The organism is Ruegeria sp. BG9 (assembly GCF_056538305.1).
In genome coordinates this window covers 293254-309700 of the sequence record NZ_JBQFSY010000005.1, presented here as the reverse complement: position 1 = coordinate 309700, position 16447 = coordinate 293254, and the positions used below count along the sequence as shown (strand labels likewise).

The 16447-nt window shown below is 60.6% G+C and carries 13 protein-coding genes; 3 read left to right on the top strand and 10 right to left on the bottom strand.

The window, feature by feature from the left end:
- The first annotated feature begins 67 nt into the window (after window positions 1-67).
- A complete protein-coding gene (locus tag ACR0I8_RS10985) occupies window positions 68-1801 on the top strand; it encodes a thiamine pyrophosphate-binding protein (RefSeq protein ID WP_170690507.1) in 1734 nt (577 codons plus the stop codon).
- Here the strand turns inward: ACR0I8_RS10985 and ACR0I8_RS10980 are convergent.
- A complete protein-coding gene (locus ACR0I8_RS10980) occupies window positions 1795-2673 on the bottom strand; it encodes a LysR family transcriptional regulator (protein WP_170690505.1) in 879 nt (292 codons plus the stop codon). The two genes, ACR0I8_RS10985 and ACR0I8_RS10980, sit on opposite strands and share 7 nt — an antisense overlap.
- A 116-nt stretch (window positions 2674-2789) precedes the next feature.
- Here ACR0I8_RS10980 and ACR0I8_RS10975 point away from each other — a divergent pair, with 116 nt between their 5' ends.
- Together ACR0I8_RS10975 and ACR0I8_RS10970 are read left to right on the top strand one after the other, a co-directional pair.
- Entirely contained in the window at window positions 2790-4340 is a 1551-nt protein-coding gene (locus ACR0I8_RS10975) for a proton-conducting transporter transmembrane domain-containing protein (protein WP_170690504.1), read from the top strand.
- Between the two features lie 15 nt (window positions 4341-4355).
- Window positions 4356-6761: a DUF2309 domain-containing protein gene (locus ACR0I8_RS10970; protein ID WP_170690502.1), complete on the top strand. Its 2406-nt coding sequence runs from the start codon at window positions 4356-4358 to the stop codon at window positions 6759-6761.
- Between the two features lie 42 nt (window positions 6762-6803).
- Here ACR0I8_RS10970 and ACR0I8_RS10965 read toward each other — a convergent pair whose 3' ends face one another.
- From ACR0I8_RS10965 to bioB, 9 genes are all read right to left on the bottom strand, one after another.
- Window positions 6804-7949 carry an iron-containing alcohol dehydrogenase gene (locus tag ACR0I8_RS10965; RefSeq protein ID WP_170690500.1) on the bottom strand — a complete coding sequence of 382 codons (1146 nt, stop codon included), beginning with the start codon at window positions 7947-7949 and terminating at the stop codon, window positions 6804-6806.
- Window positions 7946-9328 (bottom strand): aldehyde dehydrogenase family protein, encoded by a 1383-nt coding sequence (locus ACR0I8_RS10960; RefSeq protein ID WP_170690498.1) that lies wholly within the window; start codon window positions 9326-9328, stop codon window positions 7946-7948. Before ACR0I8_RS10960 ends, ACR0I8_RS10965 begins: the two co-directional genes overlap by 4 nt.
- A gap of 93 nt (window positions 9329-9421) precedes the next feature.
- The gene (locus ACR0I8_RS10955; RefSeq protein WP_170690496.1) at window positions 9422-10783 is read right to left on the bottom strand and encodes a glutamine synthetase family protein; all 1362 of its coding nucleotides are present in this window, start codon (window positions 10781-10783) and stop codon (window positions 9422-9424) included.
- Between the two features lie 184 nt (window positions 10784-10967).
- Window positions 10968-11729, bottom strand: a complete 762-nt coding sequence (locus tag ACR0I8_RS10950; RefSeq protein ID WP_170690494.1) for a methyltransferase domain-containing protein — start codon at window positions 11727-11729, stop codon at window positions 10968-10970.
- Entirely contained in the window at window positions 11726-12346 is a 621-nt protein-coding gene (locus tag ACR0I8_RS10945) for a pimeloyl-ACP methyl esterase BioG family protein (protein WP_170690493.1), read from the bottom strand. Before ACR0I8_RS10945 ends, ACR0I8_RS10950 begins: the two co-directional genes overlap by 4 nt.
- Window positions 12343-13629 (bottom strand): adenosylmethionine--8-amino-7-oxononanoate transaminase, encoded by a 1287-nt coding sequence (bioA, locus tag ACR0I8_RS10940; protein ID WP_170377372.1) that lies wholly within the window; start codon window positions 13627-13629, stop codon window positions 12343-12345. Before bioA ends, ACR0I8_RS10945 begins: the two co-directional genes overlap by 4 nt.
- Window positions 13626-14246, bottom strand: coding sequence for a dethiobiotin synthase (bioD, locus tag ACR0I8_RS10935; protein WP_170690491.1), 621 nt, complete (start codon window positions 14244-14246; stop codon window positions 13626-13628). Before bioD ends, bioA begins: the two co-directional genes overlap by 4 nt.
- Window positions 14243-15376 (bottom strand): 8-amino-7-oxononanoate synthase, encoded by a 1134-nt coding sequence (locus tag ACR0I8_RS10930; RefSeq protein ID WP_480703148.1) that lies wholly within the window; start codon window positions 15374-15376, stop codon window positions 14243-14245. Before ACR0I8_RS10930 ends, bioD begins: the two co-directional genes overlap by 4 nt.
- Window positions 15373-16353: a biotin synthase BioB gene (gene bioB, locus ACR0I8_RS10925; protein WP_170690488.1), complete on the bottom strand. Its 981-nt coding sequence runs from the start codon at window positions 16351-16353 to the stop codon at window positions 15373-15375. Before bioB ends, ACR0I8_RS10930 begins: the two co-directional genes overlap by 4 nt.
- Window positions 16354-16447: the final 94 nt, after the last annotated feature.

The following is a 16447-nucleotide window of genomic DNA, read 5'->3' as shown; positions in this document are numbered from 1 at the left end:
GTGGCGGTGTGTGTAAACCCCCTCAAAAGGGATTGCCCGAAACATGCCACCAACGAAGGTCCACCTGATGAACCAGCCCCAAACGACGCGCATGAATGGCGCGCAGATCATCCTGAAAATGCTGGAACTTCACGGCGTTTCCCATGTTTTCGGTCTGCCCGGTGAGACAACGATTGGCTGGTACAAGGAATGGCGCGCCAATAGCGGGATTGAGTTTGTGCTGACCCGCGATGAACGCACTGCGGCTTTCGCTGCGGAGGCCTATGCAAAGATCACAGGTCGCCCCGCCGTACTTGAAGCGCCCAGCCCCGGTGTGACCCATTGCACCCCAGGCATTACTGAGGCGTTCCTCAGCTCGGTTCCGGTGATCTATTTCAGCTCCGACATTCCGATCAATCAGGACAAAAAGCACGGTCTGACCGGCGTCGATCAAACTCGGCTCTATAACAGTATCTGCAAGGAAAGCTTCGTGCTGACCAATGCGCGCGAAATCCCGTTCCTGATCCGACGGGCCTTTCGCGTGGCGACCTCGGGCCGTCCGGCGCCGGTTCATATCCGCGTGCCGATCAACATTTTTGGCGAAGAGGCCGAGATCACCGACCTGTATGCCGAACCGGACTACAGCACCTATCCCGCGCACCGGCCGGTCGCGGATCACAGCAAGATCCGCGCTGCAATCGACGTGCTGTTGGCGGCGCAAAAACCTGCGATTGTCTGTGGCCAGGGCGCGCTGATCTCACAAGCCTCGGATGCGATCCTTGAACTGGCTGAACGGCTGCAAATCCCGGTCGGCACCACCACGCCCGGCAAAGGCACAATCCCCGAGGATCATCCACTGGCCTTGCGCGTCATCGGTGGCCGCGGCGGGATGGAGTATTCGAACCAATACCTTCTCGAAGCGGACACGATCTTCTTCATCGGCTCAAATACCGACAGCGCTGGAACGGATCACTGGAAGCTCTACGGCGATCCCTATACCAAAAACTTCCTGCACCTCGATATTGCCGAGGCGCATGTTGGAAACACCTTCCCGCTGAAGGTTGGCCTTGTAGGGGATGCCCGCGCAACGATTGAATATATGATCGAAATCCTGAAGGCTGAGCATCCCGGCCTTCAACGGACGCCATTGGATTTAAACCCGATAAAACAAACGGCGCTGGACAAGGTCTTCAACTCGAACATCCCGATGCCCGAAGGTACGATCTCACCGGTCAAGCTGTCTCAGGTGTTGGACCGGATCATGCCCGATGACGCGCTTGTCACTTCTGAGCCCGGCGTCAGCGCGATCTATCCTTCGGCGCTGCTGACCTTCCGCAAACCGGGGCGGCGCTATATCACCAACTACTCGATGGGGGCGCTGGGATATTCGGTGCCTGCCGGAGTGGGCGCGATCTATGCCCATGACGGCCCGGTCATTTCCTTCACCGGAGACGGATCGTTTGGGTTCGTCATCGGCGACATGGAAACCCTCAAGCGCAGCGGCAAGAACATCACCGTCATCCTGACCCGCAACGACACGTTTGGATGGATCAGGGGTGAGGCGATCCTGCTCGACGATGTGGATGAGCCCTGGACCACCGATTTCGGACGCGTCGACTATTGCAAGGTTGCAGAAGGGTTCGGCTTCAAAACCGCCCGGATCACCTCCGAGGCCGATATTGAACCCATTCTGTCAGACGCCATCGCCAATCCCGGCGCGAATTTCATCGAGATGATGGTGCCCTCACAAGACAAGATCATCCCCTTCGTGCCCAATTGGGTTCGCGTCGCGCGCGCAAAAAACCTGCCCCACTTCTACTGAGGCAGGCTATAGGTCAGCAACTCTCGCACCAGCGGGTTGGGAAAGCGGCGTTTGAAGGTGACGGCGTGAAAGCTTTCCTTGATGCGGGGGTGTTCCTCAGCCTCAACCAGACGGCCCGAGGACAGCTCATCCTGCACCACGATCGGGGCCACCAGAGCAAGCCCGATATCCTCACGCGCGAGCAAGCGCATCATCGCCATGTCGTCCACTTCGGCCGCGATCTGAGGCCGGACCGACATACGGCTGGCCATCGAATCAAACGACGTGCGGACGCTGTTATTGGTAGTGGGCAGGATAAAGGGCTGCTCCTCCAACAGATCCCGGATCGGGCGCTTTGGATCCAGTCGCGCCGGCGTGCCGACGATGCTGACAGGTTGTTCCGCCAGATGGTGCGTTTCAAAACTGGTCAGGCTGTCACTGGCGGGCTCATAATTCATCAAAACCAGATCGAAATTCAGGGTCTCCAGCCCTTCAAGCAACTCGCTGGGATTACCTGATCGCAGGATCACCTCGACATCTGAGCGCGCCAGCATCGGGCGCAGAAATCCAATCTGAAAGTTCCGTGACAAGGTCGCTTGCGCGCCAACCCGAAGCGCCGTGCGCGCGTTGCCCTCATCCTGCAGAGTGGCCACAAGTTCTTGTCCTGTCGCGAAAATTGCGTCCGCATGGTCCAGCGCAATAAGCCCGGCCTCGGTCAGATGCAGCTTGCGCCCGCGACGTTCAAACAGGGGGTGACCCAGCCGTTCCTCAAGCTCTTTGATCTGAACCGACAGCGCGGATTGCGACAGGTTCAGCCGTTGGGCTGTCCGGGTAAGGTTGCCATCATGGGCGACCGCCCAGAAGTAACGAAGGTGATGATAGTTAAGTGGCATATCGTTCTATTTAGTAGAACGTAATCTCTATAACAATGTATTTTTCATACAGACGAATGCGCAATATGTCCTGCTCAACCGGCCAAATCAGGCTGGACTCACAAGGAACGCCCATCATGACCTACCTGTTTCTACCCCTGCTTAGCCCACTAATCCTGCTGGCATCGGCCTACTATGCCAGCCGCAATCCGGGACTGCGTCCAACCCATGTCTCGAGACTGTCGGAATGGGCAGCATTGGCGGCTTTCGGAGGCGCCGCACTGTCGGCCCTGATGCTGGTTCTTCACGGCCCCGGCACCTCGGGGTTGATCGGGTTCTGGGGTGTTGGCCTCTCCGTGCGACTTGATGCGGTCAGCTCCATCATGCTGGTTCTCGTCAGCTTCATCGGATGGATCGTTCTACGCTACTCGGCCACCTATATGGATGGAGAGGCCCGTCAGGGTGCGTTCACCGGCTGGATGTCAGCAACACTCGCCTCGGTTCTGTTGCTGGTGATGTCGGGCAACCTGATCCAATTGCTTGCCGCGTGGATTGCGACCAGCCTGCTGCTGCACCAGCTGCTACTGTTCTACCCCGAGCGGACTACCGCCCGACGGGCAGCGCGGAAAAAGGCTGTTGTGGCGCGTATCAGTGAAGGCGCGCTGGCCCTCGCGGTGGTCCTGTTGATCGCAACCTATGGCACCACGGACATTGCCTCGATCCTGTCTTCGGCAGAACCTAACGGGCTGACCATCGTCGCTGCCCTGCTGATCGCGCTGGCCGCCATCATGGCCTCGGCCCAGTTCCCGGTCCACGGGTGGCTGACCGAGGTGATGGAGGCCCCAACCCCCGTCTCGGCCCTGCTACATGCGGGCGTCATCAACGCCGGAGGGTTCCTGCTGATCCGCTTTGCCGACGTGATGCTGGCGGCACCGGGCATCATGGCGCTGCTGGTGATGCTGGGTGGGTTCACCGCGCTGTTCGGCGGTCTGGTGATGCTGACGCAACCGGCCGTGAAGACCTCGCTGGCGTGGTCGACCATTGCGCAGATGGCCTTCATGATCATGCAATGCGGGCTGGCCCTGTTCCCGCTGGCGCTGCTGCATATCGTGGCGCATTCGCTTTACAAAGCACACGCTTTCCTCAGCGCGGGTGAGGCCGTGCGCAACGTAGCAGCCATCCGCAGGCCCGGCCCAGTCGCTGTGCCAAGCGCGCGGAACGTGTTGCTGGCCTTTGCCACCGGCATCCTGATCTACGGGATCGTCGCCATGACCTTCGGAGTAGACGGCAAATCCGTTCAGGCCATTGCCCTTGGCGTGATCCTGATCTTCGGCGTCGCCTATCTGCTGGCGCAGGGTTTTGCCGATGCCGCGCCCGGCGCGTTGACCCGTCGTACTGTTGTCTATGCTGGCGTAACCTCAATCAGCTACTTCGTCTTGCAGATCATCGCCGTGCATCTGACCAAGGGCGCCTTGCCCGAAGCGCCTGCGCCCGGGCCGTTGGAGTGGACGTTGATCATTCTCGCCCTGATCAGCTTTGGCGCGGTTGCTCTGGCGCAATCCACCTTCCCGCTTTGGGCCTCGCACCCGGCGGCGGCAGGCATTCGGGTGCATCTTTCAAACGGGCTCTATGCCAACGCAATCTTTGACCGGCTGCTGGACGGATGGTCCAAGCGCCAGACTGTTTAAGAGGGGTTTCTCAAAATGTATATGAAGCACGAAAGCTATCCCGCAGCCCTTCTGGAACTGGTCGCGCTGGCCAATGACGCGGTGCGTCAAATCCCGCCGCTGTTCCCGCTTGCCTCCAACGTCGCAGTGAACCCGTTTCTGGGACAAACGCAAGAGACGCTGGCCGTAACCTCGGCCCGGTTGGCACGGGTTGCGGGCACCCGGATCACGCCGGACCGGGCTGCATTTGCGCAGAAGCTGGCAAGCGGAGAGATCACCGAAGCCGATTTGCGGGATGCCCTCGCCAGTGTCGAAAGCCGCTTTGACACGCCCAGTTTCGAAGATCTGCAAGCCGCGCTTGGGTCCGAGACCGCGAAGCTGTCCCCTCTGCCCACGGTTGCCGATCTGGCTGCCGAGGTTTCCGGCATCGACTGGCCCGGTCTGATTGACGAACGGATCGGGGCCTGGGCCGCCAGCCATTTCGATCAGGGTCAGGCCCTGTGGCAACCCAACCGCACAGGCGGTGCCTATAGCGCGTGGCGCGAGTTCGCCTCACGCGATCTGACCCCGGAAATCCACGGCCTGAAAGGGTTCGGAGCCTTCGTGGCTGGCACCAACCGCTCGCAATGGCGGGCGATTGGCCGCGCCTCTGAGGCACTGGGTGTCACCCCAGAGGCGGCCAGCACGGCATTCCATCGTTGGCTGATGACACTGGGCGGTTGGGCGCAATATGCCCGATATCTGCTGTGGCAGGCCGAATTGGAAGGGCAGACGGATACGAGCACAACCGAACTGCTGGCCATTCGCATGGTGTTCGAAGAGGCTCTGTTTGGCCTCTACCACGATCAGATTGCCGATCGCTGGGCTGAAACCATTGCCCAGCATGAGGCCCCCATCACCCCGACCCGCGATCTGGTGATCGACGCGATGCTACAGGACGCCTCGGAGCGCGCGCAACAACGCAAGCTGGCGCAAACCCTCAGCGCAGGTCAGCCGCGCAAGGTCGAAGGCCGCCCCGAGGTGCAAGCGGCCTTTTGCATCGACGTCCGCTCCGAAGTCTTCCGCCGCGCGCTAGAATCCCAGGACAGCGGGATTGAAACCATTGGTTTTGCTGGCTTCTTCGGCCTCGCCAGCGCCCACAAGGCAGCCGGGTCAGACGTGACCGAGATACGGGGGCCGGTCCTGTTGAACCCGAACGTATGCTCCCACGCGGCCGAGGGCGCGCAGGCCGACTTGAACCGCCGCTACACCGCACGGGCCAAACGGGCCTGGGGCCGGTTCAAACTGGCCGCCGTCTCGTCTTTTGCCTTTGTCGAGGCAACGGGTCCCGTCTATGCGGGCAAACTGTTGCGCGACGCTCTGGGCAAGGGCTACGGGGCCGCAAAGTTCGACCCTGCGCCGAAGCTTGACGACGGGATCGACCTGCCGACACGTGTTGCCTCGGCCAAAGCCATCCTTGGGGCGATGTCTCTGACTAGCAACTTCGCTCGTATCGTGATGCTCGCCGGTCATGGCGCGGATGTGACGAACAACCCCCATGAAAGCGCCCTGCAATGTGGCGCATGTGGCGGTCATGCCGGTGACGTCAGCGCCCGCCTTCTGGCCGGTTTGTTGAACGATCATGCGGTACGTGAAGGGCTGCGCGCCGAGAGGATCGACATCCCGGCGGACACGCTGTTTCTGGCGGCGATGCACCACACTACGACCGATAAGGTCTCTCTATTCGATCAGGATCAAGCGACGGGTCAGTGGGCTGCGCAGATCGCGCAATTGAAAACATGGCTGACCTCGGCCGGACAGCTGGCCCGGTCCGAGCGCGCCGCGCGTCTGCCGCGTGCCAAGGGGGCCAATGACATCGCCCGCCGCGCCACCGACTGGGCTGAGCTGCGCCCCGAATGGGGGTTGGCCGGATGCCGCGCCTTCATTGCCGCGCCGCGGTCTCGGACCGATGGCACGGGTCTTGCGGGTCAGTCCTTCCTGCACAGCTATGACTGGCGCGCGGATGAGGGCTTTGGCGTGTTGGAACTGATCATGACCGCCCCGGTCGTAGTCGCCAGCTGGATCAGCCTGCAGTACTACGGTTCAACCGTTGCGCCCAGCCTGTTTGGCGGCGGCAACAAACTGCTGCACAACGTGGTTGGCGGCATCGGCGTGGTCGAGGGAAATGGCGGCGCGCCTCGCCCCGGTCTGCCCTGGCAATCTGTGCATGACGGAGAAGCGCTCCAGCACGATCCGCTGCGGCTGTCGGTCATCATTGAGGCCCCACGGGAGGCGATGAACGAGACCCTCAGACGTAACGAAACCGTGAAAGAGCTGTTCGACAATCGCTGGCTGCACCTGATCGCGATGGATGAAAACGGCGATCTGGCATGGCGTTACACCAAGGATCTGGAATGGGTCGCGATGGCGCGGGCCGAGATCAGCGCCATGGCGGCTGAGTAACACCTAAGAGGCCCGGCGAGGAAATCCGCCGGGCCGTCTCACCTAAAGCGCGGCGTGGAACAGTTGCGTCAGGTTGTCTTTCGTCAGCTCAATCGGATTGCCCCCGCAGGAGGGGTCAATGATCGCACCTTCGACCAGTTCCGGAATACGATCCTCAGTCACGCCCAGTTCCGACAACTGACGCGGGATCCCAAGCGCATTATTGAACTCCTGCACGAAGTTACAGAATCCGTCGAAGCCGCCCTCGATCCCCAGATAAGCGGCAGCCTGCTGGAACCGACCCGCAATGGCGGGTGCGTTGAATTCCAGCACAGCGGGCATGCAGACCGCGTTGGTCGTGCCGTGATGGGTGTTGAACACCGCACCAATCGGATGGCTCATGGCGTGGATCGCGCCGAGCCCCTTTTGGAACGCCGTCGCCCCCATGGCCGCCGCGCTCATCATCTGCGCGCGCGCCTCTATATCAGTGCCATCCGCATAAGCGCGCGGCAGATAATCTTTGACCAACCGCATCCCCTCAAGCGCGATGCCCTGGCTCATCGGGTGGTAATGCGGGCTGGAATAGGCCTCGACACAATGGGCAAAGGCGTCCAGCCCTGTGCCTGCTGTGATGAATTTCGGCATGCCCACGGTCAGTTCCGGGTCACAGATCACCACGGTCGGCAGAACCTTTGGGTGAAAGATGATCTTCTTGGCGTGGGTCTCGGAATTGGTGATCACACTGGCGCGCCCCACCTCGGACCCGGTCCCGGCCGTGGTCGGCACCGCAATGATCGGCGCAATCACATCCTCATCAGCACGGGTCCACCAATCACCGATATCTTCAAAATCCCAAACGGACCGCGTTTGACCCGCCATAAAGGCAACCATCTTACCCAAATCCAAACCCGAGCCGCCGCCGAAGGCAATCACCCCGTCATGCCCACCCGAATTATAGGCCGCGACACCGGCATCGAGGTTCTTTTCATTCGGGTTCGGGTCCACATCGCTGAACAGACCGCGGCCCAGCCCGGCGGCCTCAAGAATATCCAACGTCGCCGTGGTGATCGGCAAATCCGCCAACCCCTTGTCCGTCACCAGCAGAGGGCGCTTCATCCCTGCCGCCGCGCAGGCCTCGGGCAGTTCCTTGATGCGGCCAGCACCGAATTTGATCGCGGTCGGGTAGGACCAGTTTCCAACAAGGCTCATGATGTTACCTTCTTCAAATGGTAGGATTTTGGACGGGTCAGGTTGTGATAGCCAATGACCGACAGGCCACCACCCCGCCCTGTATTCTTGCAGCCGGTCCAGCACAGGCCCGGGTCCAGATAATCCGCCCGGTTCATGAACACAGTGCCGGTTTCGATCTGATCTCCCACCCGCGCGGCCCGGTCCACGTCACGGGTCCACAGGCTGGCGGTCAGGCCGAATTCGCTGTCATTTATCAGAGCGATGGCCTCTTCGTCCGAGGACACTTTCATAATCCCCACGACCGGCCCAAAACTCTCATCCCGCATCACGCGCATATCATGGGTGACGTTGGTCAAGATCTGAGGCGTCAAATAGGCGCCACCGTCATCCTCGGGGAATCTCTCGATATGGGCCACCGCGCCATCCGCTACAGCCTCGACAATCTGAGCGCGCACTTCATCGGCAAAGCGCACATTGGCCATCGGACCCAGGGTCGTCTCAGGGTCCAGCGGATTGCCCAGCCTGTAGCCCTTCACAATCTCGACCGCCTTCGCAACGAAGTCGTCGAAAAGGCTTTCATGCACATAGATCCGCTCAATTCCGCAACAGCATTGACCCGAGTTGAACATCGCCCCGTCGATCAAAGTATCCACGGCGGCATCCAGATCGGCATCCTCCATGACATAGCCGGGGTCCTTACCGCCAAGCTCGGTCCCGACGCCAGTAAAGGTGCCCGCCGCCGCGCGCTCCATCGCCTGCCCACCCCCGACCGAGCCGGTGAAGTTCACGAAATCAAACGCATTTCCGGCAATCAGATCATGGGTCACATCGTGGCTGAGGAAGACGTTCTGAAACACATCCTCGGGCACACCGGCCGCGTGGAACGCCTGCGCCATCCTCTCGCCCACCAACAAAGTCTGGGTGGCATGTTTCAGGATCACGGTATTCCCGGCGATCAGCGCCGGAGCCACCGTGTTGATCGCCGTCATATAGGGATAGTTCCAGGGGGCCACCACAAAGACCACCCCTTGCGGAACGCGCTTAATGTACCGCAGAAACGTCTCATCCTCGCCCACGGCGATATCGGCAAGCGCGCTTTCAGCAATCTCCGCCATATGGCTGGCGCGTTCATTGAACCCACCAAACTCACCACTGTAGCGCACGGGCCGACCCATCATATGGGCAAGCTCAGGCACGATCTCATCATTCATCGCACCAACCGCCGCGACACCGGCCATCACAAGATCAACTCGCTCGTGCAAGGACCGCGCCGCCCAAGCCGCCTGCGCGGCGCGTGCCCGAGCCGCCGCCTCAAACGCCACGTCCCGAAATAGCACCTCCCGCTCCGCAAAAACCGACCCATCAATCGGTGAGACACACTTTAACATCTGCCCCATAGTCACTCCATTTTCCGAAAAACAGGATCCCCTGCTTCATCTGGCCCAAAATACCTCGGGGAGCGCGAGGGGCTGGCCCCTCGCTCCTGCCCTCTACGCGCGCTCAAACCCACGGGCAACTTCCCAATCGGTTACCACACGCGCAAATTCTTCGATTTCCACCTCAGCGGCCCGAGCGTAGTGATCCACCACCTCATCCCCCATAGCAGCCCGCAACATGGCCGAACCACGCAAAGCGCTCAATGCTGCACCAAGATTGCCGGGGATCATCCCCGTATCGCCCTGGTAAACGTCGCCGGTTGCCGCAGGTTGCAACTCCAATCCCTCTTCAATGCCGGCAATTCCCGCCGCCAGCATACCGGCCATCACAAGATACGGGTTCATGTCCGACCCGGGGATCCGGCATTCCACCCGAATGGCCTTGGTCCCATCTCCACACAGGCGGAAGCCAGCTGTGCGATTATCCACCGACCAAATGATCCGTGTCGGTGCAAACGTACCCTTCATGAACCGCTTGTAGCTGTTGATGTAAGGGGCCATGAAATAGGTGTAATCTGGGGCATATTTCAGCAGGCCAGCCAAATAGCTTTTCATCACATCGGACATGCCAAGCGGATCATTCTCATCATAAAAAGCGGGCGCGCCGTCTTTCCACAGGGATTGATGCACATGGCTGGAACTGCCGACCTTGTCGTGATGCCATTTCGGCAGGAACGTTGCCGCATGACCATGCTGCCAGGCGATCTCTTTCACCGCATTCTTGGCGATTGAGTGGTACTCGGCCGTGTCCATCGCTGGCGCGTATTTGATGTTCAGCTCTTCCTGCCCGGTTTCGGCCTCACCTTTCGAGTTCTCAACCGGTATTCCCGCATCCCACAAATGGTTGCGGATCGGACGCATCACATGCTCTTCCTTGGTGGTTTGGAGGATATGATAATCCTCATTGTAGCCGGAAATCGGCTCAAGATCGCGAAAGCCGTTTTTGCGGATTTCGTCAAAACTCTTCTCGAAAAGGAAAAACTCCAGCTCTGTCGCACACATCGCCTCATAGCCCATGGCTTTCAAGCGGTTGACCTGCGCCTTCAACATCGCCCGAGGCGCATGCGGCACCTCTTCATGCGTGTGATGATCGAGAATATCGCACATCACCATAACAGTGCCTTCAAGCCATGGCACCGGGCGCAGGGTCGCAAGATCGGGCTTCATAACGTAGTCGCCATACCCCCGCTCCCAACTGGTCGAGGCATAGCCGTCCGGTGTGCCCATCTCGAGATCAGTGGCCAGCAAGTAGTTGCAGCAATGGGTTTCTTCCCATGCGCCCGCAACGAAATGACCCGCGTGAAAGCGCTTGCCCATCAGACGGCCCTGCATATCAACAAAGCACACCAGAACGGTGTCAACCTCACCCGCTGAAACCTGCGTTTTGAGATGTTCGAATGTAAGTGTCGCGGTCATTCTGCCCCTCCTTCAAATTCCTGATGGCGGGCCACAGCAACGCCAAAATCTCAAATGCTACCGTGGCGACCTGTGACCGCGAACGCAACAGATCATTGCGACGTTTCGGTATGAGATTTCACAATCTGCGCCTGAGTGCCTGCAAACGCTGAAAAGACGGACGCGAGGTACTAACCGCGAGGCCTCAGACCTGCGGCTTGCGCGCGACGATCCAGACGGGATGATAGCTGAGAGAGACGCCGTTTTCGGTCTGAAACTGGCGTGTGTACTCTGCCTCAAACAGGGCCAGTGTGGATTTGGACCAGACGCTCTGCGCGCGCCCGTTGACGCCGGTCTTACGCAGATGGCGCAGAACATGCCGCGGCGTGGGGAAGTACGAGGGACGAAGGGCCTCGCCTGTCGAAAGCACCTCCAGATGCGCCCTAACGGCGGCGGCCATTTGGTCAGGGTCGCACAAACCGGGGGCACGGGCCGAGGTGCCGATTTGTTTCAGTTCCCTATATTGTTGTGGCCCAAAGCCCGAAATCACCAACCAGCCGCCCGGTGCGAGGGATCGCGCCGCCCGTTCCAACAACGCCTGCGGGTCTTCCATCCACTGGATCATCGACGCCGAGGCAAAAAGATCGACATTCTCGGGCCAGATCACCCGCCGCGCATCGCCGCAGATGAACTGCGCGCCCATCTCATCTGCCGTTTGGCGGGCTTCGGGGGCGATATCATTCAGGGTGAGGCTGTCAAAACATTGGGCCTGACGCAGAAGCCGTGTGAAATGCCCGGTTCCGCACCCCAGTTCAAATCCGCGTTCAAACTTGGTCGGGGCGCCGTGTCGGCGCATCTCTTCCACCAGTTTCTCGGCCACCCAGGCCTGTTGGCAGGCCGTGTCGTGATAGCTTTGAAAGCTACGACTGAAGCTACGCTGAACCCGGTCCGAGAGTTGCACTGTCATGCCAGCCACTCCGCCCAGCTTTGCCCCGCGCGGAAGGGGACATGAGGACCTTCGACAGTTCGAATACTATCAGCACGCGAGGCCCATGCGGCCTGTTGTGCGTTAGTAGGAACGATACGGTCTCGGGTGGGAATCCAAATACGATCAAAACCCGGATCTTCAGCTGGGCCACGGTCGATCACCGCGCGCAACTCAGCCCGAGCCGACGGGATATCCAGTTCGGGAACCTCTCCGCTGACGCCCGCGCGACGACAGAATTTAGCAAAGCTGGCCAGAGACAATTGATCCGCCGTTGCTCGGATCATGTCGGGAGCGATCCCATGCTCGACACTTGCAGGGTTCAGCGTGCCGCTGACTGCAACCAAGCGGTCTGGGCGCATCCCCGTTTGGTTCAGCCAATGCGCGGCTGAGGCGACGCCGAAAGAGAAGGCCAGCAAATTCACACGGTCGAACCGCGACAAGTCCGGCAACGGGTCATCCAGCCGGGTATAACCCTCAACGAACAGAACATTTTCCCCACCTGTGAGGCCAGAGAATGGCGCAGGACCCAACGCCCACCCCCCGAAGACGAGGATCAGATCGGGGTTATTCGAACGTGCCAGCCAGCGATGCCTCATCCAGCCCCTCCGGCGAGATCGACCATGGCCGCGGTGACGCGGCTCAGCTCATCTGGCGAGATGATGTAGGGCGGCATGCAATAGATATTGTGGCCAAACGGACGCAACCAGACGCCGGTTTTGGGGGCGAGGCCATGGGCCACGGCGGGGTCGACACGGTCTTTCATCTCGATCACGCCAATGGCGCCCAGAACCCGCACATCCACAACACCGGGCAAGTCACGAGCCGGAGCGAGTTCGTCCTGCATCTGTTGCGCAATCCCTGTGACCTCGGCCCGCCAGTCGCGTTGGACCAACTGATCGAGGCTGGCAACACCTGCGGCGCAGGCCAGAGGGTTGGCCATATAGGTCGGGCCATGCATCAGCACACCGGCCTCGCTTTCGCCGATGCCCTGCGCAACCGCCTCGGTCGCGATGGTGGCGGCCAGTGTGATGTGCCCTCCGGTCAGGGCTTTGCCGAGGCACAGGATGTCGGGCACCACGCCCGCGTGATCCATGGCAAACAGCTCGCCACTGCGGCCAAAGCCCGTGGCGATTTCATCGAAAATCAGGAGAACATCATACGCGTCACACAGCGCCCGTGCCCCCTTCAGCCAGTTCGGGTGGCAGAAATACATGCCACCCGCACCCTGCACGACAGGCTCCAGGATCAGCCCTGCGATCCTATCGCCTTTTTCCTCCAAAAGCTGTTCGAGCGCCATCAACCCGTTTTCGGCGCCATCCTCCGACCAGTCCTGATCGAACCGGATGGTCGGGCGCGGCAGAAAATGCTGGATGGACAGAGCGCCCTTGAACAGCCCGTGCATCCCGTTCACCGGGTCGCAAACGCTCATCGCTTTCCACGTGTCGCCGTGATAACCGCCCCGGATGGTGGCGAACTCTGACCGCGCGCCGCGGCCTTTGGCGATCTGGTACTGCACCGCCATTTTCAGCGCGACTTCGATGGCGACCGAGCCGCTGTCACTGTAGAAGATGCGATCCAGACCCTCGGGCAGCATTCCGATCAGCCTGCGACCCAGCTCGACCGCAGGCGCGTGTGTCAGGCCCCCGAACATGACATGCGGCAGTTGCGCCAGTTGGGCCTGCATCGCCTCGATAATGGCCGGGTGACGATGGCCGTGAACGGTACACCACCAGGATGACATGGCGTCGATCATCTGCCCGCCGTCCTCACGCGTCAGCCAGACGCCCTCGGAGCCGGTGATCAGATGCATCGGGCCGGGATCCAGCACGTGAGTGTAGGGGTGCCACAGGTGGCGGGCGTCAAATTCCAGCGGGGTCATAGAGCCCTCCGGATCGCATCAAGGTCGATGTTTTGGAACGCATCGGCCAGGTTTTCACGGGTCAGGTCCGAGAGATAGGGTATACGCCCCAAATGCCGCACCTTGCACATCTGTGCGATGGTCTGTTCGACATCCGGCTCAGGGTCGCCAACGAAGGCAACGCCAACGACATCGCACCTCGCATTGCGCAATGCCATCAGGGACAAAGCCGTGTGGTTGATCGTGCCAAGCGCGGTGCGCGCAACTAGAACCACCGGGGCTTTCCACTGCGCGAAGAGGTCCAGATAGAACACCTGCCGGTTCAGAGGGACCATCACCCCCCCTGCCCCTTCAACGACCAGAGGGCCTTCGCCCCGCGGCAATGCCAGTTGGGCAAGGTCGATCTCGACCCCCATATCCTCGGCGGACAGATGCGGCGAAGCGGGCATGTTCAGGCGATACGCCTCACGCAGCACCTCGGCCCCCGACAGGGTGCGCACGACGTCGGTGTCGGTTGCATCCTCAAGCCCGGATTGCACCGGTTTCCAATAGGTGGCTCCAAGGGCGGCCGTCAGACCGGCGGAGAATACAGTCTTGCCGACGCCGGTGTCGGTTCCGGTGATGATCAGCGCGCTCATGCGGCCTCCGATTGATATGCGGCCAAGGCGTTGAACAGGGCCGAGATATCGGCGCGATCGACATTGCCGGTGATGGAAATCCGCAAGCGCGACGTCCCGCGCGGTACGGTTGGCGGGCGGATGCCCCTGACGTCGAACCCTTGCGTTTGCAAGCCCTGAGCCATCGTCATCGTGCGCGCATCATCAACCAGAATGATCGGAATGATCTGACTGTTCAGCGCAGCCTCGGGTATCCCAATTGCGCGCGCCGCATCATGGGCATGGCCAATGCGCTGCTGGGCAGCGTCGACCAGACCTGTCTGAGTAGCCAGCGCCGCGAGGGCCGCACGAACCAAAGCAGCATTCAGAGGCGACGGCGCGGTGGCAAAGATGAAGGGGCGTGCGCGGTTGATCAGCGTGTCGATCATGACTTTTGGGCCGCAGATCAACCCTCCGGCAACGCCCAGACCTTTGCCGCAGGTGTGCAGCGTCAACAGAGGACAGTCGAGGTCATGCGCCAGCCCCCGTCCCTGAGGCCCGAAGACGCCGGTCGCATGGGCTTCGTCGACCACCAAAGCGGCGTCCTGTTCCCGCGCCAAACCCGCCAGATCGGTCAGAGGGGCCAGATCCCCTTCCATCGAATAGACGCTCTCAACTGCGATCCAAATTTGGCCCGCGCCGCCCTCGGCCCGCCACTGCCGCGCCTTTTCACGCGCGTCGCCGACATCATTGTGCCGAAACGAACGCAGATCGGCCCGGCAAGAGCGCATGCCTTCATGCGCGCTGGCGTGGACCAGAGCGTCATAGAGAACCAAATCCTCGGCCGCAGGAAGGGTTGAGAAAATCGCCTGATTGGCCTGAAACCCGCCACCCATGAACAAGGCAGCCTCGGCCCCGAAAAAGGTGGCTGCCTCGGCCTCCAGCGCTTCATGCTCGGCGTGATTGCCGCGCAAAAGCCGAGAGCCTCCAGAGCCAACCGGAACACCGCGCGCCACAGCCTCTTGCGCGGCCTCCTGTAGAAGCTGCGATCCGGCGAGGCCCAGATAATCATTCGACGCGAAATCCAATCCCGACGCAGGTGTCAGGACCCGGCGGCGATGCCGGGCCTGCAAGGTGTCGAGCATGGATCCGAGCCGAGCAGCAGCCTTCATTCAGCGGCTTCCTGGCCCGCCTGATCGCCGGCTTTCTCGGCCTGTAGACCAAGTTTGGCAAACAGGACCATATCGGTATCCTCTTCGGGGTTTTCGGCCGTCAGCAGCGTTTCACCCACGAAGATCGAGTTCGCACCGGCGAAGAAACACATCGCCTGCATCTCGTCGCTCATCTCGCTGCGGCCAGCGGACAGGCGAACGTAAGAGGTTGGCATCAGGATACGCGCCGTCGCGATGATGCGCACGAAGTCAATCGGGTCGATTGGCTCGGCATCGGCCAAGGGTGTGTCGGCCTGCGGCATCAGCATGTTGATCGGAACCGAATCCGGCGCCGGCTGCATATTGGCCAGCGTCAGCAGCATGTCGATGCGGTCGCCCGTATGCTCACCCATGCCCAGAATGCCGCCGGAACACACCTTGATTCCTGCTTCTTGCACCCGGTTCATCGTATCGATCCGGTCGGCAAAGGTCCGGGTTGTGATGACCTCGGAGTAGTAGCGCTCGGACGTGTCGATATTGTGGTTGTAGTAGTCAAGGCCTGCATCGCGCAGCTGCACGACCTGTGTGTCGTCCAGCATGCCCAACGTCATGCAGGTCTCCATCCCCATGGCCTTGACTCCTTCGACCATCGCGACCAGAGCTGCCATGTCGCGCGCCTTGGGCTCACGCCAGGCGGCCCCCATGCAGAACCGCGTCGCGCCGCCATCCTTGGCCTTCTTGGCCTCGGCCAGAACACGCTGCACCTCGATCAGTTTGGAGGCAGGCAGGGTTGAGCCGTTGCGGGCCGATTGCGAGCAATAGGCGCAATCCTCGGCGCAGCCTCCGGTTTTGATCGACAGCAGTTTCGAGGTCTGGATTTTGTTGGGGTCGAAATGCTCACGATGGACGGTTTGCGCCCGGAACAACAGATCCATCAGCGGAAGATCATGAACAGCTTGCGCGGATTTTTTGGTCCAGCTGGAATGAGGGATGATCATTTTATCTATAAAACTTTCGACAGCTTGCGTTGCGTCGAGTTTATTATCTACAAAATGTCACGACGCAACCCGGCATGCATCACAAGTTCAATAT

Coding starts and splice junctions, on each gene's coding strand:
- ACR0I8_RS10960 (WP_170690498.1), bottom strand. CDS start 9,328: ATGGGGCAGATGTTAAAGTGTGTCTCACCGATTGATGGGTCGGTTTTT.
- ACR0I8_RS10955 (WP_170690496.1), bottom strand. CDS start 10,783: ATGACCGCGACACTTACATTCGAACATCTCAAAACGCAGGTTTCAGCG.
- bioB (WP_170690488.1), bottom strand. CDS start 16,353: ATGATCATCCCTCATTCCAGCTGGACCAAAAAATCCGCGCAAGCTGTT.
- bioD (WP_170690491.1), bottom strand. CDS start 14,246: ATGAGCGCGCTGATCATCACCGGAACCGACACCGGCGTCGGCAAGACT.
- ACR0I8_RS10965 (WP_170690500.1), bottom strand. CDS start 7,949: ATGAGCCTTGTTGGAAACTGGTCCTACCCGACCGCGATCAAATTCGGT.
- ACR0I8_RS10975 (WP_170690504.1), top strand. CDS start 2,790: ATGACCTACCTGTTTCTACCCCTGCTTAGCCCACTAATCCTGCTGGCA.
- ACR0I8_RS10945 (WP_170690493.1), bottom strand. CDS start 12,346: ATGAGGCATCGCTGGCTGGCACGTTCGAATAACCCCGATCTGATCCTC.
- ACR0I8_RS10980 (WP_170690505.1), bottom strand. CDS start 2,673: ATGCCACTTAACTATCATCACCTTCGTTACTTCTGGGCGGTCGCCCAT.
- bioA (WP_170377372.1), bottom strand. CDS start 13,629: ATGACCCCGCTGGAATTTGACGCCCGCCACCTGTGGCACCCCTACACT.
- ACR0I8_RS10950 (WP_170690494.1), bottom strand. CDS start 11,729: ATGACAGTGCAACTCTCGGACCGGGTTCAGCGTAGCTTCAGTCGTAGC.
- ACR0I8_RS10970 (WP_170690502.1), top strand. CDS start 4,356: ATGTATATGAAGCACGAAAGCTATCCCGCAGCCCTTCTGGAACTGGTC.
- ACR0I8_RS10985 (WP_170690507.1), top strand. CDS start 68: ATGAACCAGCCCCAAACGACGCGCATGAATGGCGCGCAGATCATCCTG.
- ACR0I8_RS10930 (WP_480703148.1), bottom strand. CDS start 15,376: ATGAAGGCTGCTGCTCGGCTCGGATCCATGCTCGACACCTTGCAGGCC.